Origin of the sequence: Bradyrhizobium sp. 141, from assembly GCF_023074055.1 — a bacterium.
Taxonomy (GTDB): Bacteria; Pseudomonadota; Alphaproteobacteria; order Rhizobiales; family Xanthobacteraceae; genus Bradyrhizobium.
In genome coordinates this window covers 297,012-320,872 of the sequence record NZ_JADPKR010000094.1, presented here as the reverse complement: position 1 = coordinate 320,872, position 23,861 = coordinate 297,012, and the positions used below count along the sequence as shown (strand labels likewise).

At 59.4% G+C, this 23,861-nt stretch carries 22 protein-coding genes; 2 read left to right on the top strand and 20 right to left on the bottom strand.

Features of this window, described 5'->3' with window-relative positions; translation table 11 throughout:
* Positions 1 to 62: 62 nt before the first annotated feature.
* The 4 genes from IVA81_RS28955 to IVA81_RS28940 all read right to left on the bottom strand — a co-directional run bounded on the left by IVA81_RS28955 (position 63) and on the right by IVA81_RS28940 (position 2,707).
* Entirely contained in the window at positions 63 to 392 is a 330-nt protein-coding gene (locus IVA81_RS28955) for a hypothetical protein (RefSeq protein WP_247324262.1), read from the bottom strand.
* Between the two features lie 589 nt (positions 393 to 981).
* On the bottom strand, positions 982 to 1,503 hold the full coding sequence (locus IVA81_RS28950) for a thermonuclease family protein (protein WP_247324261.1): 522 nt from the start codon (positions 1,501 to 1,503) through the stop codon (positions 982 to 984).
* Between the two features lie 153 nt (positions 1,504 to 1,656).
* Positions 1,657 to 1,893 (bottom strand): hypothetical protein, encoded by a 237-nt coding sequence (locus IVA81_RS28945; RefSeq protein WP_247324260.1) that lies wholly within the window; start codon positions 1,891 to 1,893, stop codon positions 1,657 to 1,659.
* Positions 1,894 to 1,960: 67 nt separating this feature from the next.
* Entirely contained in the window at positions 1,961 to 2,707 is a 747-nt protein-coding gene (locus tag IVA81_RS28940) for an energy-coupling factor ABC transporter permease (protein ID WP_247324259.1), read from the bottom strand.
* A 714-nt stretch (positions 2,708 to 3,421) separates the two neighbouring features.
* Between IVA81_RS28940 and IVA81_RS28935 the strand changes: the two genes are divergently transcribed.
* Positions 3,422 to 4,261, top strand: a complete 840-nt coding sequence (locus IVA81_RS28935) for an RMD1 family protein (RefSeq protein ID WP_247324258.1) — start codon at positions 3,422 to 3,424, stop codon at positions 4,259 to 4,261.
* 832 nt (positions 4,262 to 5,093) lie between these two features.
* Here IVA81_RS28935 and IVA81_RS28930 read toward each other — a convergent pair.
* From IVA81_RS28930 to nifH, 8 genes are all read right to left on the bottom strand, one after another.
* Positions 5,094 to 5,624: a hypothetical protein gene (locus IVA81_RS28930; RefSeq protein ID WP_247324257.1), complete on the bottom strand. Its 531-nt coding sequence runs from the start codon at positions 5,622 to 5,624 to the stop codon at positions 5,094 to 5,096.
* A 561-nt stretch (positions 5,625 to 6,185) separates the two neighbouring features.
* Complete coding sequence (locus IVA81_RS28925; RefSeq protein WP_247279062.1) at positions 6,186 to 6,482, bottom strand: ferredoxin family protein; 297 nt, start codon at positions 6,480 to 6,482, stop codon at positions 6,186 to 6,188.
* Positions 6,483 to 6,523: 41 nt separating this feature from the next.
* Complete coding sequence (locus IVA81_RS28920; RefSeq protein WP_247324256.1) at positions 6,524 to 7,831, bottom strand: FAD-binding protein; 1,308 nt, start codon at positions 7,829 to 7,831, stop codon at positions 6,524 to 6,526.
* An 11-nt stretch (positions 7,832 to 7,842) separates the two neighbouring features.
* Positions 7,843 to 8,955, bottom strand: coding sequence for an electron transfer flavoprotein subunit alpha/FixB family protein (locus IVA81_RS28915; RefSeq protein ID WP_247324357.1), 1,113 nt, complete (start codon positions 8,953 to 8,955; stop codon positions 7,843 to 7,845).
* Between the two features lie 1,171 nt (positions 8,956 to 10,126).
* A complete protein-coding gene (gene nifW / locus IVA81_RS28910) occupies positions 10,127 to 10,459 on the bottom strand; it encodes a nitrogenase stabilizing/protective protein NifW (protein ID WP_247324255.1) in 333 nt (110 codons plus the stop codon).
* A 2-nt stretch (positions 10,460 to 10,461) separates the two neighbouring features.
* Positions 10,462 to 11,730, bottom strand: a complete 1,269-nt coding sequence (gene nifV / locus IVA81_RS28905) for a homocitrate synthase (protein WP_247324254.1) — start codon at positions 11,728 to 11,730, stop codon at positions 10,462 to 10,464.
* A 595-nt stretch (positions 11,731 to 12,325) separates the two neighbouring features.
* Positions 12,326 to 13,021 carry a nitrogen fixation protein NifQ gene (locus IVA81_RS28900; protein WP_247324355.1) on the bottom strand — a complete coding sequence of 232 codons (696 nt, stop codon included), beginning with the start codon at positions 13,019 to 13,021 and terminating at the stop codon, positions 12,326 to 12,328.
* Positions 13,022 to 13,119: 98 nt separating this feature from the next.
* Positions 13,120 to 14,010, bottom strand: coding sequence for a nitrogenase iron protein (gene nifH, locus IVA81_RS28895; protein ID WP_026233535.1), 891 nt, complete (start codon positions 14,008 to 14,010; stop codon positions 13,120 to 13,122).
* Positions 14,011 to 14,544: 534 nt separating this feature from the next.
* Here nifH and IVA81_RS28890 point away from each other — a divergent pair.
* Positions 14,545 to 15,099 carry a peroxiredoxin gene (locus tag IVA81_RS28890; RefSeq protein ID WP_247324253.1) on the top strand — a complete coding sequence of 185 codons (555 nt, stop codon included), beginning with the start codon at positions 14,545 to 14,547 and terminating at the stop codon, positions 15,097 to 15,099.
* A gap of 1,878 nt (positions 15,100 to 16,977) precedes the next feature.
* On the opposite strand, the gene IVA81_RS28885 is transcribed toward IVA81_RS28890, so the two are convergent.
* From IVA81_RS28885 to IVA81_RS28850, 8 genes are all read right to left on the bottom strand, one after another.
* Positions 16,978 to 17,244, bottom strand: coding sequence for a DUF6129 family protein (locus tag IVA81_RS28885; RefSeq protein WP_247324252.1), 267 nt, complete (start codon positions 17,242 to 17,244; stop codon positions 16,978 to 16,980).
* An 11-nt stretch (positions 17,245 to 17,255) separates the two neighbouring features.
* On the bottom strand, positions 17,256 to 17,615 hold the full coding sequence (locus IVA81_RS28880; protein ID WP_247324251.1) for a hypothetical protein: 360 nt from the start codon (positions 17,613 to 17,615) through the stop codon (positions 17,256 to 17,258).
* Positions 17,616 to 17,626: 11 nt separating this feature from the next.
* Positions 17,627 to 17,866, bottom strand: coding sequence for a nitrogen fixation protein NifZ (locus IVA81_RS28875; RefSeq protein WP_247324250.1), 240 nt, complete (start codon positions 17,864 to 17,866; stop codon positions 17,627 to 17,629).
* Positions 17,863 to 18,183, bottom strand: coding sequence for a nitrogen fixation protein NifZ (locus tag IVA81_RS28870; protein WP_247324242.1), 321 nt, complete (start codon positions 18,181 to 18,183; stop codon positions 17,863 to 17,865). The genes IVA81_RS28875 and IVA81_RS28870 overlap by 4 nt, the downstream gene beginning before the upstream one ends.
* Positions 18,180 to 18,560 (bottom strand): 4Fe4S-binding leucine-rich repeat protein, encoded by a 381-nt coding sequence (locus IVA81_RS28865; protein ID WP_247324241.1) that lies wholly within the window; start codon positions 18,558 to 18,560, stop codon positions 18,180 to 18,182. The genes IVA81_RS28870 and IVA81_RS28865 overlap by 4 nt, the downstream gene beginning before the upstream one ends.
* A gap of 744 nt (positions 18,561 to 19,304) precedes the next feature.
* The gene (locus IVA81_RS28860) at positions 19,305 to 19,529 is read right to left on the bottom strand and encodes a 4Fe-4S binding protein (RefSeq protein WP_247297545.1); all 225 of its coding nucleotides are present in this window, start codon (positions 19,527 to 19,529) and stop codon (positions 19,305 to 19,307) included.
* Positions 19,530 to 19,544: 15 nt separating this feature from the next.
* The gene (nifB, locus tag IVA81_RS28855; RefSeq protein WP_247324239.1) at positions 19,545 to 21,101 is read right to left on the bottom strand and encodes a nitrogenase cofactor biosynthesis protein NifB; all 1,557 of its coding nucleotides are present in this window, start codon (positions 21,099 to 21,101) and stop codon (positions 19,545 to 19,547) included.
* A 640-nt stretch (positions 21,102 to 21,741) separates the two neighbouring features.
* On the bottom strand, positions 21,742 to 23,847 hold the full coding sequence (locus IVA81_RS28850; RefSeq protein ID WP_247324236.1) for a prolyl oligopeptidase family serine peptidase: 2,106 nt from the start codon (positions 23,845 to 23,847) through the stop codon (positions 21,742 to 21,744).
* Positions 23,848 to 23,861 lie beyond the last annotated feature (14 nt).

The window sequence follows — 23,861 nt, the reverse complement described above, 5'->3', positions numbered from 1 at the left end:
GATCTGACGTTCTTGCTCGGGCTGCCGCAGCAGTTGCGCTCGTCGCATGCGGTGTTGCTCATTCAGCGGATCTCCAGCCAGTCGTCAGCGAGCCATGCTGTTTCCAACCGAACGAACAGCTGCATTGTCTTCTGTGGCATTGTTGTGATCGGCGCCTGCAAGGCAGGTCCACACGTCTTTGTCACCGAAACCGCACGTGTGGTGTTCAGCTTCTTACTCGCCCGGCCAAATTCTGGCGTATATCGGAGCAGCCGTGGCTTGAAAAGGCAATCGCGGCCGATATCGCCAACAGCAGCGAAGTCCGGGAAGGGACCTATGCGGCGTTCCCGCGGCAAAGGGCGCAATTCGATTACCGTCGTTTCGATGGGTCCCGCGGAGCCGGCGTTGAGCAAGCGCTCACACCGGCTTGGTCCATCAGATTTGAGTGCGAGTGTATGAGTTTTGGTGGGACAGCATCTGGCGACCTCTGGGAATCAAGCTGCGAGCCCTGGGTATGTCAAAACCCGAAAACTCGAGTCGAATGGAGTAGAGGCAGGCTGCATCCCAAGCCACATTCGTGTTGCCTACCTTGCCCAGTGGTGCCTTGAACGCCACTGGCCTTCTTTCTTCCGCTCAACCTGTACCCGGCGGAATCTGATTGTTTTTTCCGTGCCACGCGTTTGTCTTGTTTAGGCTCCGGAGAACCCGCCATTCTTCTGAGGTAAATGCGGCTCTCTCTCGAACTCAAAAGGCGCCGCCTTGGCATGACCGCGCGTCCAGGGTTCCCAAGAATTACGCCGAGAACGATGGCGTTCCTGCGGAGCACGCGATTTTCTGGTCTTGCGACTTTCGCGCTTACGAGAGGTTGAGACCATCTTACTCCTTTGAGCATGGTTGGGCGGCAGTGGGAAGCTTGCTCACTCCGGTCGACGCCAGCTCGCCCGTGACTGTCACCTTGTGCGGAACCGACTGTAATATATATTCTGGTGTGGGGAATACGAGTCAAGGATGTGCATTCGCGTCGTCAGAACAACTGGCTGGTCGACCACCTAACCGAATGCACGCTCGATATAGCCAAGGTACGGCAAAGCTGCCCGCCCACAAGCCCAGCCCGGCACGATCGGCCGCGCGTTGCGCAGCTTGGTATCGTCCCCTGGAGTATTGCGCCCAATCGAGCACGAGACCATTACGCACCAACCATTCTCCGAGATCGATGCCATCAGCTGAACAGGTCGCCATCGTCCGTCCACACTCATCCTCCAGGACTGACAGACAACTGACTTCGCGCTCTGCAATGAAGTTTTCAAGATCGCTCGCGGCCCTGAGGCCACATCGATATGGATTGACGTTGATATCTCGGCACATTTGAGTCTTGTCCGGCGCGTCGATGCCCCAGAGCCGAACGCGTGTCCCGTGAATTTCAAGGGTGTCGGTGCTGATGACCTTTGCCGGCCCCGTCAATTCGCCGGCAAACACAATGCTGCACAGTGCGAGCATGGTCAACATTACGATCAATCCATACATGGCGATCTTCTTTGTCGAACTGCGAACATTCCGGCCGAGTGCAGCAGAGCATGGGAAACCGCCGAACGGCGCTCCATCGCGGCTGTGCTTAGGAGGCTGCTAATGTTGCATAGGTAAGCTCGTTCGACGGATGACTCCCCGTGTATCAGCAGCTCAAGACGGACGCCCCTCGTGTCCAACCTCGCCCCCGATGCTCTGCGACCAGGCTGCTGTGCTGACCGCATCCCGCCATTCCTCCACGTCCTTGCGGCAGTTCGCCTTGGCCGCATCACGCACCAGCAGGTCGAACTCGGTAGTGCGCGTCCGCTCACTAGCGACCGGGCCGGCGCAGACGGCCGGCCGCAAGTCGGCGAGATATGATTTCCTGGTCGCCTTGTGCGGAATGAGCATAAGCTCGGCCCCTCGCTGCCACGGATAGCAGCGAGCGCGCGTCGCCCCGGATCGCTGCAGCCGGCTGCTATCGGGGAAAGCGTACGCATCGCTTGAGCAAAACGGGCGACATGACGGCCATCGTTGCTATCAAAAGCAACATGCCTTCTAGGAGCGGTGGGCGACAGATCCCCTCGCACTCACGCCGCCCAATTTGTTTCGCGAGCGCCAGCACAGCCAGATCAGCCACCGGCTCGACCAAGGCCACAAGTGCATAGGAAACCGCGAACGATGCGACGTTACCGAGGTTGGCGGCGCCGAAGCCCGCGCCATAAAGCGCCCAAAACGCGACCGAGACAACGATACCAGATTGATACGCAGTCGAGAGCGCAATCGTGTTACTGTACTGCAGATCGCGATAGGCGGCCTTGGATGGAATGAGGCGCTTGGCGAGCGCCTGGATCGCAAACAGCGGCACTAGAAGCGTCGCGACATTCATACCATATTGCGGCAGGTCGGTCAGAATAAAGAGGACGCCTTGCAGCAAGAGGCCGAGCGCAAGACCAAAGGCAGCCGGCGCCGCGCCGAACAACAGTGACAGCGTCGAGCGCAGGACGAAGTGCACTTCGGAGACCCCAACCGCAAAGTGCGGCAGGATTTCGAAAAACGTGAACACAAGGCCCGTCGCGGCGATGGCTTGCATAGCAAATGACAGAGCGCCCCGCTCGCGTATGGTCTCGACCACAAGCTTGGCGATGACGCAGCCCGTCGCAATGCCTGTCGCGTACCTCAACACGAGCTTGGCGCCTGTTACTATTCCCGGTTCGATATGCACGGTCTCAAGTCCTTTCTGCCGTTGTACTCGGACCTTGGCTCAAGAATTTGCCGGGACCGTCGTGTGGCTGACGGTCGGAAACGGCACTTCACCTTCGCCACCCTCGGTCCACTGATAACGTCCTGTTTTCGCCAGATCGGACCGGGTGTGCACTCCGCCTTCGCTCGGTCATTGCGACATTTCATAGCAACAGCTATGCCAGCGCCGCTGCGGCGGTTAAGGCTTTGATTGCCTTGAAACATCCCGCGGCGCGCAGGATTCGCCGTGTTCTGTAGCCGACATGCTCTGGAGGAAATTGAACACACATCGCGGCCAGTCTTTGATCAACCTGTGCCGTTTCAAACAATCATTTTCGCTCGCCCATTGAAGCGGAAAATCCTGACGCCGCTGGCGCGAAGACACCGGTTCGGCATCAATCTTGCTCGACCTTGTCCGAGGACGGCGCCTACGGCGCAGCCAAATGTTTGGCGGCTCGGGTCGTCGAAATCCTCCAAGAGCTTGCTGGGTCGTTCGATTGACCTTGCGGGCAAGCATGCACGAACATGGAAATGGCGACGCACCCATCCAAACTTGGAGCCGGCATTTTCTGGATCGCAGCATCATCTCTCAGCGACGCGCCCGGCAAATTCCGCTGCACCATCTGCGACGAAGTTCTGGACGTGTTTGACGGTCCCGGGGGAACGCTACCGTGTCGCAGTCAAACCGGATGCTAAAGTGAACATGGATCAACTTTCGCCCGGTAAGCCTGCCGTCTCCGAACAGACGGCGGCCGCCTCGATGCTGAGCATTCGCGCAGTCATGCTGGGCGATCGCATCAACCCGTCGGCTCTCGAGATCGGAACGCTGGTGTCCTCGACGCCGGTCGCTTTCCGCATTCATGCGGGCCTTGTCGTGATCTTCCGCTATGGCGTTGTAGTGCTCATCGGGTTGTCGCCCTCGGAAGAAACCGCTCTGATCGAAACCCTGATATCGCGGGTCATCGGTGAACTCAGCTCCTATGAGGAGGAGAGCGCGCAGGCGCAGCTCTGCAACGACCAGAGCGCCGAGGTCATCCTGCCGGGCGGGCGGATTTGTCTCAGAGAATTTAGCGACGATCGGCTGCTGCTGATCGCCGATACGCTAGCCAAGAGCACGGCGCTAGAGCGAGATGAGCGCCGTGTCGCCGCGGTGTTCGACGTGATCGAACCCTTTGCAAGCGAACTAGCCGAGCGCGGCCGGACGCCGCGGGGCCGCAAGGGCATTCTCCAACTGATCGGCAATGCGCTCCTGGTCCAGCAGCGCGTCGCGGGCCGCGTCGCCATTGCCGAAAAGCCCGACGCACTCTGGGAGAAGCCGGAACTCGAGCGGCTCTATTCGCGTCTGAAAGACGAATACGAACTGAAGGAGCGTCTTGAGATGCTTGAGCGCAAGCTGTCGGCCATCTCCGGAACGGCTAACGCACTGACGGACATCATCGACACACGGCGCTCGCTGCGTCTTGAGTGGGTTATAGTCGTGCTGATCGTGATGGAAGTTGCGATCGGATGCTTTCAGATTATTACAGCAGCTCACTGAAGTGCGGCTGGCCGTAGCGCGTGAGGCGCCTTCGTGGGGTTTGAGCGGGCCTACTGACCGACCTGGCCGGCATTGACGTGGGACGCGCCGTTCGGCCGCACTCAGCTACGGATTTCGGCTATGTCTTCGCCGTGCTCGTGGACGCGAGGTTCGGCGAAATCCCGGTGCGGCTCGCGAAGACAGCGAATAGCCGAGGCGAGTTCGTTTCCCCGACGATCGAGCAAGGATAGGGGGTGTATGGCAGACGCGCGGCGGAGCGTCCATGTCGACGATCCAGCGCCACCCAAGAAGGCCCTTTTGCCCAATTTGCAGCGGGCCGCCACTCAGCTTGTCTGCTATTCTCGACTTGGTCGCGGAATACTCTGCCAGGCCTTCCCCCCGCCGCCCCCAGGGCGCAGCCAGCGACTACCGAAACAAGGACGGTCGATTTCACCAGGACGCCTCACCGAGTTGAGCGACCCCCTTTCGCCGCTTTGGCACATCGCCGCGGCTCGGTCGACGTGTCCTGCCGTGATTTCCCTTGCGTGGCTGTTAGCGAACGGTTCCATGATCCGCCAGCGCGCAAACGCGCGCTGCAACTGAACATGAAAGCTCAGAATGCGGATCTCGTCCTCGCTAACGCGAAGGTCGCCGAGCTTGACGCGGCCGGGGACTGCGACCGGGCGTGCATAGCGGCTCCGCGTCAGCGATAAACACTAAATGGATGACAAAGGAACTACGCCGCGAATTTCGACGCGGTTTTGACCTCGCAAGCAGGCGCCGAGATTTTCTGACGTCCTCATCCGCTCTGGACATTCCATCTGTGGACTGTCCCTCAAAGCGCCCTGGACACTCACGCGCCCTCGGCAGCTCCTCTCAAATCCACTTCCGAACCGATCCCGGCATGGCGATCCTTCGCTGGCTCGTTCAGGAGCCCGGCGAGCCTGAGGCCTTCAAGGACTCCTTCGAGCCGCTGTTCGCGAATGATTGCGGCCAGCAGCGAAACGGCCTCCTCCCGATCGACGGTGAAGCAGACGTCAGGCGCTCGCTCAACCAACAGGTCCAGCAAGGTCGGAAGGTCAGCAACGTGGTGGCGTAAGGTCGAGACCACATCATTCGCGAGATAGGTCGCCAAATCAGCATTCGGCGGCGGATCAAAGTCCCAGTCGACCTCGGCGCGCTTGTCGATCGCCTGTCGAATCAACTCGCCCTGCCGTCTTGCATTCATCGAGAGCATGAACACCGCATCCGCGAGGTTCTCGCGCGGCAAGCTTCTCAGTTCGGCTATGCGGGCCTGGATGTCGCCGACCGAACTCTCACGGCGTGCCTCTGCTCGCCGCGCGTTAGCGGCTGCCCTGCTCTTTTGTAATCGAACCATCGTCATGCTCTCCGGCCGACCATATATCCCGGCGATACAGGCGAATGAAAGTGCAAACTTGTGTGCTGCATGCGCGCAGCCCGCCTGACGAACGCCCAACCGGCGGTCGCGCGAAGGAGTCACAAAGCGCTAATTTCGTGATCCGCTCGTGCTTGTCTGTCTACAAGGCGCTCGATGGCACGTTCGTCGGGTCGGCGGCTATGGCGAAGCGAAGTCCTGCTTCCAGCGTTCCGTTTGTAGGTGATAGGCAGCGTCGCGAGGCAGTGGCGGCAGGCGGATCGCCGCGAACTCCAAGAAGGACGAAACCGGCCAGATATTGGGGAAGAGAACCAGGATCGGTCGACAGATCCGAGATGGACGACCTAATCCCGCCAATGCGTTGCGCCCTGTTTCGGATCCGCTCGCTTTGGCTATCTCCGGGCATATTATAGCGGAACCTGGCAAGGGCCCGCCCGGTAGATGGAAAGACCGGGACTCGATTGAATCAGGTGAAATCTCAATTTCGCGCGTGATCTCGTTGTATCGCGAGAACGCCGCAGCCTGCCAATCAGCCCCTACCTCGAAGCTTTAACCAAATTTGAATAGCACACCGTAACCGCCACGTGGGTAGCTCCACTCGATATCACCACTTTCTTCGCAGATCACCCGGCAGGTGCCGCACTCGATACACCCGTCGACTGTCACCTCAACATGACCTTTATCGCTGAGCTCGTAGCACCGTGCAGGGCAGGCCTTCAGCATCGATAAGAGCCGCGAGGATGGTGTGGTGTGCGGCCGCACCTTGATATGGGCGCGGCCGGAATCAACGAGATAGCGGTTGTAGAATAGTTTGTCCTCGACACGTCGGGATGGCTCGCTCGGCATTGTTTCTGGCTCCGTCGTTCGTCGTTGTCTTTGGTTTGTGATCACCGCCAGGCCCGGGCAATGCGCAGGGCATCGCTGAACAGTCCACTCCACGACCGCGCCTTGATGAACGAGCTCAGCATCAGCTTCTCTTTCTCGAGCTTTGGTGTGCCGTCGACGCGCACATAATCCTGCATCGCCTTGGAGAAGAGCTGCGGATATGTGAGAAAGAAGTTCTGCGAGTGGGTATGCATCAGTGCCGGCATATCCTTGTACTTCTTCAGGTCCTTGATCACGAAGGAATCATCCAGCAGTTTTTTGTAAAGCGAAAGATTTTTGGCCGTCATCGGATCATTTCGCGATTTGATAAGGCAGATCGCTTCCGCGGCGATACGGCCCGACGTCATCGCCAGATTGGACCCCTCGCGATGGATGGCGTTGTTGAGCTGGGCGGCGTCTCCGACAACGACCCAGCCCTCACCACAAAGCTGCGGGATCGCCTTGTATCCACCTTCGGGGATCAAATGCGCGGAATATTCCTTTACTTCCGAACCCTCGATCAACGGCGCGACGGACGGGTGACGCTTGAAGCCCTCGAGCAGGCCGTAAGGCGTCTCGCCGGTACGCTGGAAGTCGGCAACAAGACAGCCGATACCGAGCGAGATGCATTCCTTGTTGGAATAGATGAAGCCCATACCGGTCATGCCGCGGGAGATGGTTCCGGCGGCTTCGATGACGAGCCCCTCGTCGCCTTTGAGATTGAAGCGAGCATCGATTGTCTCGCGCGACAGGAAATGCATCTCCTTGACCGCGAGTGCGACCTTGTCCGGTTTCGGCCGCCCTCTTAAGCCCGCACCCGTCCCGAGCACTCCGTTCACCCCCTCGGCCAGCACGACGACATCTGCATGGATTTCACCCCCATCTCGGTCTGTGCGCACCCCGACGACCCTCCCATGGGAATCCTGGAGGAGCTCGGTCACCGTGGTCTCGCACAGCACCGTGGCGCCGGCCTCGCGGACCTTCTGGGAGAACCATTTATCGAACTGGGCGCGGATGATGGTGTAGCGGTTCGGCTTCTCCTCGTTGAAATCATCGGAGCGATAGTGAATCCCCGTGTGCGAACGCTCGTCCACGATCCAGAAGCGTTGCTCGACGAGATGCCGCTCAAGCGGTGCATCTTCTCGGAAATTCGGGATCAGCTTCTCCAGCATATCGGCATAGAGGATGGCGCCTTGCACGTTCTTCGACCCCGAATACTCGCCGCGCTCCAGCTGCAGCACTTTTAGGCCCCGCTCGGCCATGGTAAGCGCTGCCGCATTCCCGCCCATGCCAGCACCGACGACGATCGCGTCGAATCTTTCCTCGATCATAACAAGCTCCCCTAGCCAGCGATGCGGTCGTGCGAGTGCGGCGACAGCTGCGCGCGGAATGCAGAGGTCAATGCGGGCAACAGTCGAATGGCGTCGGTGACGATGCCGATATGGGCGAAGTCGAAGATCGGAGCGTTCTTGTCGGTGTTGATGGCAACGATGAGGTCGCCCCCCTCCACGCCAACGCGATGCTGGATCGCGCCGGAAATACCGGCCGCGATATAGAGCTTTGGCCGAATGGTTTTCCCGGTCTGGCCGATTTGTCGGTCCGAGGTGACCCAGCCCTTCTGGACCAGCGGCCGCGAGCAGCCATATTCGGCGCCAAGCACGTCCGCGAGCTGCTGTACCAGTTGGAAGTTCTCAGGCGATCCCAGACCGAGCCCTCCGGCGACGACCACGTCGGCGTAGGCAAGGTTGGACTTTGTAGAATCGCGGTCCGGCAGGAACGACAGCACTTTTGTGACGATATCTTCTTCTACAAGCCCGAGCGGATGCGAGATGACGCGCCAGACGGCGCCGGTCACGCGCTCGGGCATCGGCATCACGCGCGGACGGACGGTTGCCATCTGTGGACGATAGTTCAGTGTGTAGATCGTGCACAATAGTGAGCCGCCAAACGTCGGCCGGGTCGCTGCAAGCGAGCCGTCGGCATCGACATCGAGCTCGGTGCAGTCGGCAGTTAGGCCGGTGAGCAGTGTGGTAGCCACTGAGCCGGCGAGATCGCGGCCCAGTGTAGTTGCCCCTAGGAGTAGGATTTCCGGCTTGTACGTATTGACCAGCTCTGACAGGGCCTTGGTGTAGGATTCATTGCGATAATCGGCCAAGAGATCATCCGCGACGATATAGGCGAGGTCGGCGCCGTAGCAGAAGGATTCGGCGATCGCCTGCTGCGTTGTCTCCCCGACCGGGCCGATGACAACCGCGGCGAGGTCAACGTTGAGCTTGTCGGCGAGCCGGCGGCCGGCACCCATCAGCTCCCAGGAGACGGGGTGCACTATCCCGCGTTCCTGCTCGATGAAGACCCAGACGTGCTTATACGCCTTGAATCGTTCGGGCAGCTCCCTCTTGGTCGCCGCGCGACCACCACCCGCGGCCGGAGCGGCGCTTTTGGGTGCGGTGCTCATCATCTGTACTCCCATCCTTGTTCAGTAGCGGCTCGCCAGCGAAGCGTGCTCCGCCTTCAGCTTTGAATTCGCGCGTGAAGATTGCTTCAGTTAAGAGTTCGGCCGCGTGCCCGCCGCCATTTTTTCAACACCGCCTGGCAGCAGCGCGGGGCCGAGACACCCATTGCTGGACCTTTGTCGACGAGCCCGGAAGCACGCGCTTGGGGTTCTTTCCGGGTTCGGCATTCTGGGCCACCATTTGGCAATGGAACTAGTGAGGCACGCAACCGCGCGGTCACCCGAGCCGATCGATTGGTCCCCCTCATCTTCGAGATGCAACCGAGTTGGAACAGATCGAGGACCTGCCAGAGGCTCGGCTGGTGCCATTGTCGGCCGCGAGCTTGCCGGTGAAAACGCGATCCATTACTCCGAATGCCGTCGGAATATTTCCGATTGCAGCGACACGCCCGCCACTCTTGGCGAGGGCACGAGGGTTGGCGGTGAAGCCGCCCGTCAGCGGCGCCGCGCGACCGGCGCTGGAGAGCAAGGGCTCCCCCCGCGAAACCTCGGCCATAGATCGGCCAACGGGAGTGATTTCGTCGACGAATCTTTGGCGCGGATCAAGCGCAGCTTTCAGCTCAGCCAGGCCAGAATATGCAATCATCGCTTTGGCGTCGCGACGCATCATGATGCCGACAGGCAGCGCGCGCGAAACTGCGCGGCGTCCAAAACAAACTCGATGCGGACCAAGATGTGCATTCGCTTCTCCAGACTAACTGAGCATATGTCAGCAATTGTCGTACCAATTGCGCAGACAATGAAAATTGACCGCCAATACAGAATCTTACTGAAGGAAATCGGATTGGCAGCCTCTCACGAGGATCGGAACATTCGAAACCGTGCTGACCCGTGTCCGGAATGCGACAGAAGACAGTCATCCGAATCTTGCTGCGCTTTCCTCGCCAAATATGCGCTCCCCGCTGCCGGCGTACCATTGCAGGAGATAGGTGCACCATGGGCACCAGCTTGAAACGACGGAAATATCAGGGCTGAGCCGTGATTACCTTAAGGAGCCGAGTGTCCAAGCTGCGGATCCGCGAGGCCGTTGCAACTTCCATTTGAATTCGACGCCCTGGGAGGTTGGCAGGTTCTCTGAACCTTCACGCTCCAGGGCACGAGATACAAACTCAATTCACTCCAAGGAACTGAGCTGCACCAATGCTGGATGCTTGTTCGATTGTGGTGCGGCCGCATCCTTCAGGACCTTGAACACGCGCTGTTCGATCGGGGAGGACGTGACGAAATCGGCATAGGCGCGCTCAAGCGTGGCCTTGCAACGCGAGGCGATGTCAGGATCGGATGCACCGGTAAACTCCTCGCCCGCGAGATATTGACCCATGCGACGCAGAATATGAAGCCGCGCCACGTCGATGATTTTCGCATCGTACTCGACGCCGAGCAGTGCAAAAAACTCCTCTGCCGCGGAGGCCTTGTTCAATTGCGAAAGGATCCCGTCCGTCGTCATTCTCAACCTCCATCTAGATCCGCGGCCAGAAACCGTCCTGGCTCGAATGTCCCAACCTGATCGCGCGACGCGCATGGCTGACCACTCGATCGCCCTCGGTTGACGAGCGAGCTCTCGTGAATGTCGCGCCAGATCGCCACCACCGTTTCCTGGGAAACCGGGCCTTTGTGCTCGATGGCATGCTTGCGGACGCGCGCGAGAATGGTTTCGGTTTGCTCGGCGGTGACCGAAAGCTGCAACTCAGACAAGAGCGAAGTGATAGCGGCAAGCCCGGAATGCTTGCCGATCACAATGCGGTGGGAGCGGCCGAGCAACCCCGGGTCCAGCGCTTGGTAGGTGGTCCGGTCTTTTAAGAGCCCATCGACGTGGATGCCGGATTCATGGGTAAAGACATGCTCGCCGACAATCGCCTTGTTGAGCGGAATGGTGCGGCACGCTGCGGCTGCAACGGCGGCCGCGACTTTTTCCAGTTCGGATAGCAGCACGCCGGTATCACCGCCGTAAAGCTGCCTGAGTGCGACGGCAACTTCCTCCAGCGGAGCATTGCCGGCTCGCTCGCCCAGTCCAATGACCGTCACAGAGGCGTGCGTCGCACCGGCCTTGATCGCCGCCAGCGTATTAGCCGTTGCCAGCCCAAGATCGTCATGGCCGTGGAATTCGAGCTCGAGATCGGTGCTGGCGCGCAGTGCGGCCATGAGCGCGAAGGACGCGTCGGGATCGAGCACGCTCAGCGTATCTGCGACACGAAAGCGCCGCGCGCCGGCCGCCTTGGCGGTTGCGATCAGCTCGATCAGGAAGTTGACATCGGCACGCGAGGAGTCTTCGCCACCCACCGCGACATCCAGTCCCTTGTCGCGAGCATAGGCCGCGACGCGCTTCACCCGCTCCAGCGCGGCCAAACGGCCGCCACCGAGTTTCGCCGCAATCTGCACGTCGGACGATGGAATCGATAGGTTGACCATCGAAACACCGGCCTCGACCGCCGCATCGACGTCCGCGGGTTTCATCCGGCACCAGCCGATGATCGTGGCCGCAAGGCCCGCTTCGGCGACCGCTCGGATCGCGGCAATCTCTTCCTGACCCATCGCCGGCGTGCCGGCCTCGATCTCCGTGACTCCGGCCGCGGCCAGCGCACGCGCGATCGAGACCTTTTCCGGTGTCGTGAAGGCCACGCCGGGTGTCTGTTCGCCGTCGCGCAACGTGGTGTCATTTAGGACTATGGACCTCGACCGATCTTTGTCGGGCCCGGTGATTGCGGCAGCGAACGCCATCAGCGGCTCCGTATGTTTATTCCGGAAGCTGTTCAGCAACTGCTGTGCCAACCCGCTCGAATTTCCCAAGAACCTGTGAACGACGTCGAATTTCAGATTAGTCGGGTGTGTCGCAAATCCGACAGGATGGAAACGGCGGAGCGCCAGGTTCGGTGCGCTTGCGACCGAGCTGAAGGCAGGCGCCTAGCTTGGAGCTTGCTAGCCGGGCAACGGTTCGGGTGTCACCTCAAGCTGCAGCACTTCGGGGAAGGCGCGTGCATTCCGGCATGCTTATCGAAGAAGAATTTTGAGCCATCGGGTTCGGTCCAACCACAGGTCGGCGTTCGTAAACAAGTTCAGCGGGGCGCGATCAAGAGGCGGATGTTGGCGTCGATCGCGCGTCGACATAAAACATCTCGGCGGTAAATGTGACGGTCGCCTCCGCCAATTATCAAGCCGCGATCATCAGGCGCCGCCGCGTCCGGCTTAGGCCGGCTGCGCGCAATTGTTTACCTCGGTGATCTTTTCAAACCCTCAGTCTCCTCAGGCGACAGCTGGCCGAAAGCTCGTCCGATACACCGGTGCTCGCGCCGAGGAGGGAGCATCCATTATGAGCTCAGTCTTGCGAACTTGGGATGGCTTGGACGGAGTCATCGAGACGACGCAGATGATCCCGCCGGCGTCCGGCCATCCGGCTCTCCCCGCTCTCCTCGCCGAAGCAAAGATCAAAATCATTGCATTCCGTGCAGACCGGCGTGGTACACATCACCAGACCGTCATCTTCGCATAGCGTGCGATAGAAGAAGCGCTTCCAGCGCATGTTCTTGGTGTTGCGAGCCGCCAGCGGCCCGAAATGGCGCATCAGGAGGCGGGACAATTCGTCCCGCTCCCGCAGACCGAGATCTTCCCACAGGTGATTAGGCTCCATGGCGCGCCGCGCGATCATCGTCGCGAGCCAGCCGCCGACCTCGCCACGGGTGGAACGTTGCGCAAGCAGGAGATCGCGCACCATAATCGTCTCGTCAGGAGCCGGTAACGCGGACTGTTCGCGCCAGGTACAACTCCTGACCGGGGTGGATGGGAAGTATTGCACCAAGAGCGCATCGAGCTCCTGGTTACTCAAGCCAGCCCGTTCGGGAAGTTGGCCGCCATCCATAGCGGATGCGGCGAGAACGCAAGCGAGCACATGGCGATCGAAATCGTCATCGTCGCTGATGTCGATTTCTGTTGGATGGCGCCCGGTCAGAAGCCCGTAGAGCTCACTTGCATCGCGCTGCTCGGCGATGTGAGCTGCTGATACAGGAGATGACATCGTATCGGCCAATTTGCTTTGTGTGCCAATCATGAAGGTCCCCAGCTTCTGAGTGGACGATGTCGGCCTTCCCCGGTCGAGAAGGCCGACAACATGAACTATGCCGAAACAGCGGCGAGCTCGGCGGCGGTCTTGCCGACCAGGCTCTCGTCGACAGGCTTGATGATGCCGTGCTCCATGAGCATATCCTCGAGCTCGTCCATGCTGATTGGCGTCGGGATGGCGCCTTGTCCCGCATTGTTGTGGATCTTGGTCGCGAGATTGCGATAGTGATCCGCCTGCTTGGACTCTGGCGCGTATTCCAACACAGTCATCCGGCGCAGCTCCGCGTGCTGCACGACATTGTCGCGCGGCACGAAGTAGATCAGCCGGCTGCCGAGCTTCTTGGCAAGAGCATCTGCAAGCTCCAGCTCCTTGTCGGTCTGCCGCTCGTTGCAGATCAGACCGCCGAGGCGCACGCCGCCGGAATTCGCATACTTCAGAATACCCTTGGAGATGTTGTTGGCGGCATACATCGCCATCATCTCGCCGGACATCACGATGTAGATTTCCTGTGCCTTATTCTCGCGGATAGGCATCGCGAAGCCGCCGCAGACGACGTCGCCGAGCACGTCGTAAGAGACGTAGTCGATGTCCTCATAGGCGCCATTCTCCTCCAGAAAGTTGATCGAAGTGATCACGCCTCTTCCGGCGCACCCGACCCCCGGCTCTGGACCGCCGGACTCGACGCATCGAATGTCCTTGTAGCCGAGCTTGATGACGTCCTCGATTTCGAGGTCCTCAACGCTGCCGGCATTCGCCGCCAGACTCAGAATGGTGTCCTGCGCTTTGGCGTGCAGGATGAGGCGAGTGGAGTCCGCTTTGGGATCACAGCCGACGATGAGAATCCTTTGGCCCAGCTCAGCAAGAGCCGCCAGCGTATTTTGCGACGTTGTCGATTTACCGATGCCACCCTTGCCATAAAACGCGATTTGTCTCAGCGAAGACATGCTGCTCTCCATCAACCGATTGCCAATTTTTCGCGCCGAACGCGCGAGGCTGTTTCTCTCTCAGAAACGTGGGCACACGGGTTTCGGGAAGGAGGCCATCGCTCGCCATCGGCGTCGGCGTGCCCTCAGCCCTCACTCGTTGTTGCTGCATCCAGTTAGCAACTGGCGTGCCATTCGTTCGCACGCGCGTTAAGCATCTGACTAAGCTCGACTAATAGCGCAATGTCCGAGACCGGATGCTGTGGCGGACCCGACAGCGGCAAGGGCTCTGATAGAAACCCGACAAAGCCCGGCGCGTGGATTCCACTACGAGTGCCGGCCGAAAGAGCGCGGAACGGGGAATGCCGGGCCGTAAGCCCGAGACAATCGAGGAGACCACACGGCGCAGATGGGGTTTCGAGGCCACCGCCATCATCAAAGGCGAATGTTCCACGACCGGCATGATGGGTACTTGCCGTAAGATCGGGTGGCATATCGCTTGCTTTGCCAATCGCGGAACTCTGTTTCCGTGTGACGCGATGTTGTGAGGACAATATGCCTGGAATTGGAAGTAAGTTGCCGCCGTTCGACATCACAGGCGTGAAGCCCGGCTTTCACCTGCAAGAGGAGAACGGGCAGAGCGCCTTCGAGACGCTGACTGAGAGGAGTTTCCCCGGAAAATGGAAAGTCATCTTTTTTTACCCGAAGGATTTCACATTCGTCTGCCCAACCGAAATCGCTGAGTTTGCTCGCCTGTCCAAGCATTTCGCCGATCGCGATGCAATCGTGCTTGGTGGCTCGACCGATAACGAGTTCTGCAAGCTCGCCTGGCGGCGTGAGCACAAGGATCTGCACCGTCTATCGATCTGGCAGTTTGCCGACACCAAGGGTGCACTGGTCGATGGCCTTGGAGTGCGATCGCGTGATGGCATCGCACATCGCTACACCTTCATCGTCGATCCTGAGAACACGATCCAGCATGTCTATGCGACAAGCCTCAATGTCGGCCGCAGTCCGACGGACACGTTACGCGTTCTGGATGCGATACAGACTGATGAGCTCTGCCCTTGCAACCGCGAAATCGGCGGCGACACGCTTAAAATTGCCTGACGCAACATATCGAAAGTGCAGCAAGGAGCAGCTCCCGTATTCGAAGGACGTCAGATTCAATCGTTTGTCGGATACCAGATGAGACGATCTTACCGCAAATGCGGCCTGCTGCTAGCGAGTGCGGCCTGCAATTCAATTCTCATTGCCACCATGGAGTCTGCCGCGGCCGCCGCGCTGTCCGCGTGCGGCAGTCGCGGCGGCGAAATCGACGGTCTCGATGATGACGATGAACAATGTTCACCACCGCTTTGCTCACCTCACAACAAATCCCGCATGCAAGAGGATGCCGGCGCGGCTCCGCATGAACATACAAAATACTTGTACGCTTCTGCGCCTGCTGGACGCTCCTGCCAGAGTTCCTTTATATTGTCGCCGTAGGCCGGACCGCGGCTATTCCCTTCTTTCTGCGGCTTGACGGCCGGCAGCATCATCAGAGCGATCTGCGTCAGCCGCAGGCCGCTAATGCTGTAGGCCGACGATGCCGGCGCCCACGGACTCGGAAAAAATGGTGCCAAGCTCCCTCTTCGGCGCAACTAGGTTCCAGTCGCCGCGCCTCGAGAAGGGTGGAGGCAGAGGGAGATGGCTCAGCGCCGAATGACGTCTACCGGCCGAGACGATGATCCGCCGGCACGCTCGCGGACCGTATTTCCGGGTTCGGTAAATCTATATTCACCGATGTAAGCCGCACTATGAGACGAACAAGTCGGGTTTATCAGTCCACATGACACTCGACGAGGTTTAGCCACTGAGCCGGTCTATCGGGAAATCGGTCAGCTCGTTCATCACGCGAGCTGACCCTCGGGCGCAGGGACCTGAAACGATCAGGTGGCCCGGCGGTCGTAAGCCGCCTGGCCGTCTCGATCATTACGCCGGTCAATTTCCGAACATTGACGCGTATCTCAGCGCTGGTGACCCAAGCCAATCCCCAAGGTACGTGCTTTCTGTCTTAGAGAGCCCTCGGATCGCTTCATAAGCTTTGAAACCCTAGCTACAGGGGTGCGGGCCTTTGAGTGCGCTTTGAGCAGCTTGACGTCATCCTTACTATACTCTTTGCGCTTGGTACTTTTTGCCACGTGTTCTCCGATTTCGCTTTGCACATCTGCCTGTAGCGTCTTGTTTTTGGCGAAGACGCAACTGCTTCCCATTACCATATCAATGGCCATCGACAACTATTCAAGCGGATTTTTCTCTTCGAGATAAGAACTGGAACTACACGCGAATTTGTCCTCCGTCCTCTGGATCTTTATCCGCGTGACAAGCCCGATTCTCGACGTGCGCGTCAGCCACTTCAACATGGAAGCAAGCCATAGAGAAGGGACGCCCGATGCATCTTCGAAAAACAACGCGAAAAGCCCTTCTTGCTTGAAGGCGCCGACTTCACTCACCAATTTCGTAGAATGATATTTCCAGGCGCCAATAATATTGATGGAGTAGCGAGGATCGGCCGGGACAGTCGCACTGCCTCACTTGCGCGCGCATCATCAACCGGCCTTCACGGCGAGTGCACGGCGTTACCGCGCAAAGAACAAACGTCTTCTCCTATTTTCTGAAGTCCTGCGGACTTAAGGGCGAGTACTCACAAAGGCAAATCTTGCGATGCCTGAGCGTTACTCCACGTCAGCTGATCGAGCACGGCTCGCTCAGCCAAATTTGATCTGCCGCAGTATCCTTGGTTTAATAAGCCACGTTGAGATGCCCAGGCAATTCCGCCCTCAGCGAACATTTCTGCGAGACCATCGCCTGCCCCCGTCTCATGGACCCGATGAACGAGCGTGCGACCTGATGGTGATATTTCCCGGGCCGGCCACTACGGCATTGCAAACAACCCGCGGGCCTAGCCGTCCTGTGTGAGCTTGGCACCGGCAGGCGATTGCTTGATCATGACTTGCCAGAGCGCTTGGCCAGCACAATACCGGTGGCGCGCTGCGGATCATTCGTGATCTGTACACAGTGACCTCCACTGTCGAGCAGATGCAGGTCGAACTTTCCAATCCGGCGGAACGGACTCTGCGTCATGTCGGACGCCTCGCAACAAATCCAGGCAAGATGTGGAAAATTCTGCCGGAGCGTCAGGCAGGGCTCAGAGGCTGTATCAACGACGGCGAGCGTCTGCTCGATCTCCGTCAAGTCGCCTTCGAGCACCATCTCCACAATCCTTATTGCCAGAACAAACGTTCAGGGTCGGCGTTCAGAACCGCTGTCGCCAAGCCAAGCCGTTGATGGGTCGAATGCCACTCCCAGACGCCCTTGCGGTGATCTTTGCGGAACAGCTGCCATGCCACTCCAGTCCTATCGTGGTGCAGCAGCGCGACGTCGACGAGGCCGCCCTCCGCATTGATATTGCCTGAGCAGCACGGGCTCTCGACCAGATAGCCGCCAGCAACCGCTGTCACCTTTGGCGAGACATATCGGTAGCGCTCGCTCTTTGTCAGCGCGCGGACGATCCGCCACCGGTCGAGCTCGTTGGGTTGCGCAGGCAATGCGGAATGATGTCGTCTGATGATTGCGGCGTTCATTGCGCGATGTCCTAGACTGCAGAGATTTCTGCCTCGAGGCAGCCAACCACCAACTGCTTGCCGAAGTCGACCATATAAATGGGTAGGTTCGCTTCCGTATGGCGACCGACCTGGACGATCTCACCAATGTACCCGACGCCGACCAGACATTCTTCCGCCGACGCGTCGGGAAAGGAACCGTCGTTGAGCAGATCGATTGCCGCCTTGACACGTTGGCCTGAGCGGTATTTTGGCAATCTTGGTTCGATCATCGGGGTGCCGCTCCTGGCAAGAACGGCTCCTCGCCTTCGTGGCTTGGCGTGACTAGATCGAGCTCCTTGCATTTCATGCCGACGCGATTGCCGGAGCCGAGGAATTCGACTCCATAGATGTAAAATTGTTGCAGGAACGTGCCGATCGAGACGACATAGCCAAGCTCGCCTTTCTTGACCAGAACCTCACCGATCTCCTTGCCCACATAGGTGCCGTCGTTGCGGATGGTGCGGTTGGCCCGCACGTTGTCACCATAATCAAAGAAGGGGGCGTCCGTCAGCTCGACGATGTCACTGTCACGGGCGATGTTGCTCATGCTGCCGTCCCTGTTCCATAGTTCAAGTGTACCGCGCCTCGCGGGCGCGCGGCCTTACGGACCGCCCTATCATGATGCTCGATCAACCCCCTCCATTCCCGCACGGCGGCGCTTGCGATCACGGATTGCATGAGCCTGTCGGCATCCCGGTGCAGCAACATCAATGCCCGCAACCTAAAATCCAGATGCTCCAGATAACTATCCGTGAGCCCATGGTTGATGTTGAAGAAGCCATCGACGCGGCACGCGCGTCTGTCATCGAGCGAGGCGTGCTTGAGCCGGCCGCGAGCCGCGTGCTCCAGCGCGGGATGCGCACAGCCGACAGACTCGACCTGATTACCCCGGCAACCGAGGGCATTGTGGACGTCATCACTCACGGTCCCGCCCATACGCTCGAGCGTGCCCAACAACACCTTGGCGCCAGCCTTGTCCGCGGGACAAAGCCCCAGCAGTCTCCCGACAGCTGCCGTCCTTCCCGAGTTGCCCGAGACGCATCTGCAAGTCGGCAATATGCGTTGAGCGAGAATAGGAAGACCCACACGAGGTGCTCTCATAACAGCCGAATTCCGGCTTGGTGGCGCCGACCGCACCGGTGGCAGGAAATTCATTTCCGCATCACGTGATCGGGTGCGAACGCCTTGGCGTGGCGCAGGTGTACCTTCTGCACCTTCATCGAGGTGATAGGATAGCCCTGTCGCCCTGGGATGATGCTCGGCCGGCTCGACACCGTGCGACCAAGACAGGACTCGGTGAGGACGCCCTCTCTCGGATGACCAACTGAAGAAGGCCTCGGGCATGAATGTCGCCTGATCAATGATGGCCGCAGGTGACTGGATTGATATCGTGGAAGACGGGTCCGCCCTTCGTGGGCCCATCGGCGAAATCGATCCTCGACGCTCAAGACAGCGGCCTTCGGGCCGACAAGAATAGCTCGACGCGCTCCCGCCGACGTGCGCGTCGCCAGAATATGGCTTGACAACTGGCGAAAAGGTTAGCGACCAGGGCGAGCCGTCCACCCGGTCTGAGAAGGCGAAAGCCGCGGCCGGCGCCTCGTCAAGGCGGAGCATCATCCGCCCGAGTTTCTGAACCTTTAGTGTCGTTAGTGACATCCATCGTGGCCCTCAAGCAGGCTCCTGGTGACGCGGCAGTGCCGTGTCGAGCACGCATGTATTGTCAACCGGGCAAACCGCCACGCATTGCGGCTCATCAAAGTAGGCGGCGCACTCGGTGCATTTCTCAGGATCGATCAGGAAAACGCCGGCTCGCTCGGAAATAGCGAAGTTCGGGCATTGCGTTTCGCACGCCGAACAGCCCGTGCATTGCGAGGCGATGATCTTGAAGGGCATTGTTTGAACCCATCCTCAGGCTGCGGAAATCAGCCCATTGTGGCGGGCCGCCGCATCGAGCCGCTCAACGTGCTTGATCTTCCCCTCATTGACTTTATCGAGATAGAGTTTGAACCAGGCGATCGCCGAGCCATCGATGAACTCGCAGGCATACTGATCGACCGGCTCGATTCCGGCCTTGATCAATTCGGCCTTCGGGCAGCCGCCGATCTTTGACACGAACACGGCATGGCAATCGTTGATGGCGCCGATGGCGACTTCGAGCTTGCTGTCCTCGCCATGGCCGCCCTGGCAATAGGGATGAATAGGACGATGGCCAACGAATTTTGCGCCTGAAGTCGAGAGCTCGTAGATCTGGAACTCCTTGGCATGACCGAAGTGCTGGTTGATCAATCCCGAGCCCTTGGTTGCAACCGCCACCAGCACCTTGATTTCGCTGGACGCGCTGGCGAGCTCCGCAAGCTGCTCCTGCTTGGCCGCAAGCTTTGCAATGCGCACCTTCTCGACTTTGGCCTGATACTCCTTTCGGGCCTGCTCATCATATTTGATGTCCATGGCCATGATCTTTTCCATGGTGAACTCCGCGCCGCGGTCCTCCCCGAGCAGTCCGACGGCGTCGGCGCGGCACTGGCGACAGTGACGCATCATGTTCATCTCGCTTTCGCAGCTATCCTGCAACGCTGTCACTTCCTGTGCGGTCGGCCCGCGTTGCCCGCTGAGACCGAACACGGTGCCGTGCTCGGGCGACGAAATCAGCGGCATCACGTTATGCAGGAAGGCGCCGCGCGACTTCACGGCCTTGTTAACCTCAACCAGATGCTGATCGTTAATCCCGGGAATCAACACCGAGTTGACTTTGCACAGGATGCCGCGCGCGGTGAGCATCTCCAGGCCCTGGAGCTGCCGATTGCTGAGGATGCTTGCAGCTTCAATGCCGGTGTAGCGCTTGTGGCGGTAAAAGATCCAGGGATAGATCTTTGCGCCAATATCGGGATCGATCATGTTGATCGTGATCGTCACGTGATCGACCTTGAGTCTTGCGATCGTGTCGACATGATCAGCTAACGCTAGACCGTTCGTCGAGAGGCACAGCTTGATATCTGGCGCGAGCTTATTGACGAGCTCGAACGTCTTGAATGTCTTGTCCGGATTCGCCAGGGGGTCGCCAGGGCCAGCAACGCCGACCACGCTCATCTGAGGGATCGCGGAAGCGACCGCCAGCACCTTCTTGGCGGCCTGCTCCGGCGTCAACTTCTCGCTGACAATGCCGGGGCGCGATTCGTTGGCGCAATCGTATTTACGATTGCAGTAATTGCACTGGATATTGCAGGCGGGTGCGACCGCAACATGCATGCGGGCATAATGGTGGTGCGCCTCCTCGCTGTAGCAGGGATGGTTCTTCACCTTTTCCCAGACCTCATTTGGCACATTGCCGATGCCGGCCTGAGATCCGCAGCTCGCCTTGCCGCTGCCACCGACCGTACCGCAGCTCTTGTGCTTAGCCATGACTTGCATGGTCTCGCTGATCTCGCCGCCGCCGCAGGATACCTGGTGTTGCGCTGAAGTACTCATTTTTCCAATTCTCTTCGCAAGCCGAATCCTTCCAGCAAGCATTCCCAGAGTCGTTTCTGAAAAGCCAAGAGCAACTGGCGTGCCATACCTGCCACAAACGAATTTTGTGGTCCGCTTCAAGCAGTTAGGTAACGCCTGCTCGAATGTCAGTTTTATCAACTCATGTTGGAAAGCTGACAGAAATTGCGATCACAAGAGCGCTGGCAGCGCTCTTATGACGGCGGTTACGCTGCTTCATCTATGCCCTTGGGCAAAGAGCATGGCGGCTGGTGTCGTTGAAAGTTGATCTTGTCGCCGAAATGTGACGCGTATGCAAAGCACAATCCGCAAAAGACGTTCCGGACGCTTTGAAGGACAACTTGAACTGGCGATCCTTCGTAGATACCGACAAGAAGCAGCCCCCGTTACCGACCTATGTCGTGGAAGATCACGCGGGCCCCTGCCTGACACTCCGGAAGGCATTGTCGGGCAGGTGAAGAGAAACGCCTGGTGGCCAGGGTCCCGACGGCCACGAATTGGACCGTGCGTCCAAACGTTGGTTGGCATCTCGAATAGGTCGTGCGGGTGTGGATGCCGATCAGATTCGTAAGGCTGCAGCCGCCTCGGTCGACATCGCACGAACTGCCGTCCAACAACTACACTACGTCGCTGACGTCTCGGTATCCAGCCAGCCGATCCTGCTCTTCAGGAAACGCAGGCCCAGCACCAACAAGCCGGCGTGCTCGCTGTTGTCCTTGCCATAGCCGTGGCCGCCGGCGGCATGCTCGTAGAAATAAGCCTCATAGCCCATCGCCTGCAGCTTCGCTGCCATTTTGCGCGCATGTCCGGGATGGACGCGATCGTCCCGCCGCCTGGTGGCCATCAGGATCGGTGGATAGGACTGCCCGGGACTTGCGGCATGATAGGCAGAATAGGTCTTCAGCCACTCCCACTCCTCAGCGTTGTCGGGATCGCCATATTCGGCGAGCCAGTTCGCCCCGGCGAGCAGTTTGGTGTAGCGGCGCATGTCGATCAGCGGGACGGTGCAGAACAGTGCGCCAAAGAGCCCGGGGTATCGCGTTAGCATGTTGGTAATGAGGATGCCGCCGTTCGATCCACTCTCGGCCCCGATCCGCTTGGCCTGTGTCACGCCGCGCTTAACGAGATCGGCGGCGACGGCTGCGAAATCGTCATGCGACAATCTCTTGCCGGCCAGCCGGCCGGCGTCGTGCCAGCGCGTGCCGAACTCACCGCCGCCGCGCAAATTTGCCTGAACCGTGGTGCCGCCGCAGTCAAGCCAAAGCTTACCGAGCGCGGAATTGTAATACGGTTTCACGGAGATCCCAAACCCGCCATATCCGCTCAGATGGACCGGCGCGTTGCCGGTCTGTCTGACCGGGCCGGTCTGCAGGTAGGGAATTCGCTCACCGTCGATCGAGATGGCCTCGTGCCGCGTGAACACGCAGTGCTCCGCGGCAAACGTCTTCGGCGCCTGCTTCAGCACGGCGGGACTGCCAACGCCCCGCTCCATCAGGATGAGGGACGGCGGGGTGAGCGGATCCTCGACGTGAGCCAGCAAGTCGCCATTGCTCTCGGACGGATCGCGATCGAGAGACCAGATGTCGACGACGCCAAGATCAGGAAGCCCGCCCAATTGCTCGCGGTTCCAGCCATGATCGCATGGCGCGCAGATCTCGAAGACTGGCCGGAGTTCGTCGAAAATACAAAGCACAAGCTTGCCCGCACTCCAAAAGAAGCTCTGCAGCGCACGGCGCGGGCCCGGCTCGAAGAGAATCTCGAACTGGCGGCTGCCCGCCAGGAACGCCGGCAGCGGGATGACGAGCACCGTATCCGCGGCATAGGTCTGCCCTGCCACAGACCAGGATTCGCGCGGCTTCAGGGCAAGCCAGTTGCGATGCGACCGCATCCAGATGTTACTTGGCAAATCGAGCCTCGTCTTGGCGCCCGTTTCATCGCCCAGCCAGACCACGCAATTGGAGACGTCTGTCGCATCGAGGAACCAGATCCTGGGCGGCACGACAGTGTCGTCAACACTGCAACCGACTGACACATGAGCGGCCTTGGTCTCAAAGATCACTGCCGCTTTGTCAACATGCGTACCACGCCGCCACAGCCTCACCGTGCGCGCATAGCCGGTGGTCGCGGCCATGCCGTCGCCATGGGAGCTTAACAACACCAGCGTATCAGAATCGAGCCATACGCCGCTGCCTTTGGCTTCCGGCAAGATAAAGCCATCGTGGATGAAGAGCTTCGTATCTGAGTCGAATTCACGCAAGGTGACGGCATCGCTTCCGCCGCGCGATAGACTCAAGATCCACCGCGAGTAATTTCCAGGCGGTGCGGCCGTGGCGTTCAGAAGCCAGTCTTTGCCTTCGCTGACGGCAAGTTGATCGAGGTCGAGCAGGATGTCCCATGACGGCTTCAGCGTGCGATACTCTTCCAGAGTGGTTCGCCGCCAGAGGCCGCGTGGATTATTGGCGTCCCTCCACAGATTGTAGAGATACCCGCCGCGCCGGCTGACATAGGGGATATTGTCAGGTCGGTCGTAAATCGCTGTCAGCGCATCTCTGTCTCGTTCGGCTGCAGGTCCGCCAAACACCTCCAGCGTTCTGCTATTCTGCCGCTCGACGAAATTCAGCGCCCGCGCGCCTTCGATCTGTTCCAACCATAGATAGGGATCATCGTCAGGAGCGGAGGGCGTTGGCCTTCCAGTTCGCGACCTCGTCGACGCTCTTTGTCTGACCATGCTTCATTTACAAC

Excerpts from the sequence above, each read along its gene's own strand:
- nifB (WP_247324239.1), bottom strand. The coding sequence starts at position 21,101 with ATGAGTACTTCAGCGCAACACCAGGTATCCTGCGGCGGCGGCGAGATC.
- nifW (WP_247324255.1), bottom strand. The coding sequence starts at position 10,459 with ATGACGACGGACGGGATCCTTTCGCAATTGAACAAGGCCTCCGCGGCA.
- IVA81_RS28930 (WP_247324257.1), bottom strand. The coding sequence starts at position 5,624 with ATGACGATGGTTCGATTACAAAAGAGCAGGGCAGCCGCTAACGCGCGG.
- IVA81_RS28860 (WP_247297545.1), bottom strand. The coding sequence starts at position 19,529 with ATGCCCTTCAAGATCATCGCCTCGCAATGCACGGGCTGTTCGGCGTGC.
- nifH (WP_026233535.1), bottom strand. The coding sequence starts at position 14,010 with ATGTCTTCGCTGAGACAAATCGCGTTTTATGGCAAGGGTGGCATCGGT.
- IVA81_RS28915 (WP_247324357.1), bottom strand. The coding sequence starts at position 8,955 with ATGAGCACCGCACCCAAAAGCGCCGCTCCGGCCGCGGGTGGTGGTCGC.
- IVA81_RS28920 (WP_247324256.1), bottom strand. The coding sequence starts at position 7,831 with ATGATCGAGGAAAGATTCGACGCGATCGTCGTCGGTGCTGGCATGGGC.
- IVA81_RS28880 (WP_247324251.1), bottom strand. The coding sequence starts at position 17,615 with ATGAACGCCGCAATCATCAGACGACATCATTCCGCATTGCCTGCGCAA.
- IVA81_RS28870 (WP_247324242.1), bottom strand. The coding sequence starts at position 18,183 with ATGAGCAACATCGCCCGTGACAGTGACATCGTCGAGCTGACGGACGCC.
- IVA81_RS28945 (WP_247324260.1), bottom strand. The coding sequence starts at position 1,893 with ATGCTCATTCCGCACAAGGCGACCAGGAAATCATATCTCGCCGACTTG.
- IVA81_RS28850 (WP_247324236.1), bottom strand. The coding sequence starts at position 23,847 with ATGGTCAGACAAAGAGCGTCGACGAGGTCGCGAACTGGAAGGCCAACG.
- IVA81_RS28950 (WP_247324261.1), bottom strand. The coding sequence starts at position 1,503 with ATGTATGGATTGATCGTAATGTTGACCATGCTCGCACTGTGCAGCATT.
- IVA81_RS28885 (WP_247324252.1), bottom strand. The coding sequence starts at position 17,244 with ATGGTGCTCGAAGGCGACTTGACGGAGATCGAGCAGACGCTCGCCGTC.
- IVA81_RS28890 (WP_247324253.1), top strand. The coding sequence starts at position 14,545 with ATGCCTGGAATTGGAAGTAAGTTGCCGCCGTTCGACATCACAGGCGTG.
- nifV (WP_247324254.1), bottom strand. The coding sequence starts at position 11,730 with ATGGCGTTCGCTGCCGCAATCACCGGGCCCGACAAAGATCGGTCGAGG.
- IVA81_RS28925 (WP_247279062.1), bottom strand. The coding sequence starts at position 6,482 with ATGCCGAGCGAGCCATCCCGACGTGTCGAGGACAAACTATTCTACAAC.
- IVA81_RS28900 (WP_247324355.1), bottom strand. The coding sequence starts at position 13,021 with ATGTCATCTCCTGTATCAGCAGCTCACATCGCCGAGCAGCGCGATGCA.
- IVA81_RS28875 (WP_247324250.1), bottom strand. The coding sequence starts at position 17,866 with ATGATCGAACCAAGATTGCCAAAATACCGCTCAGGCCAACGTGTCAAG.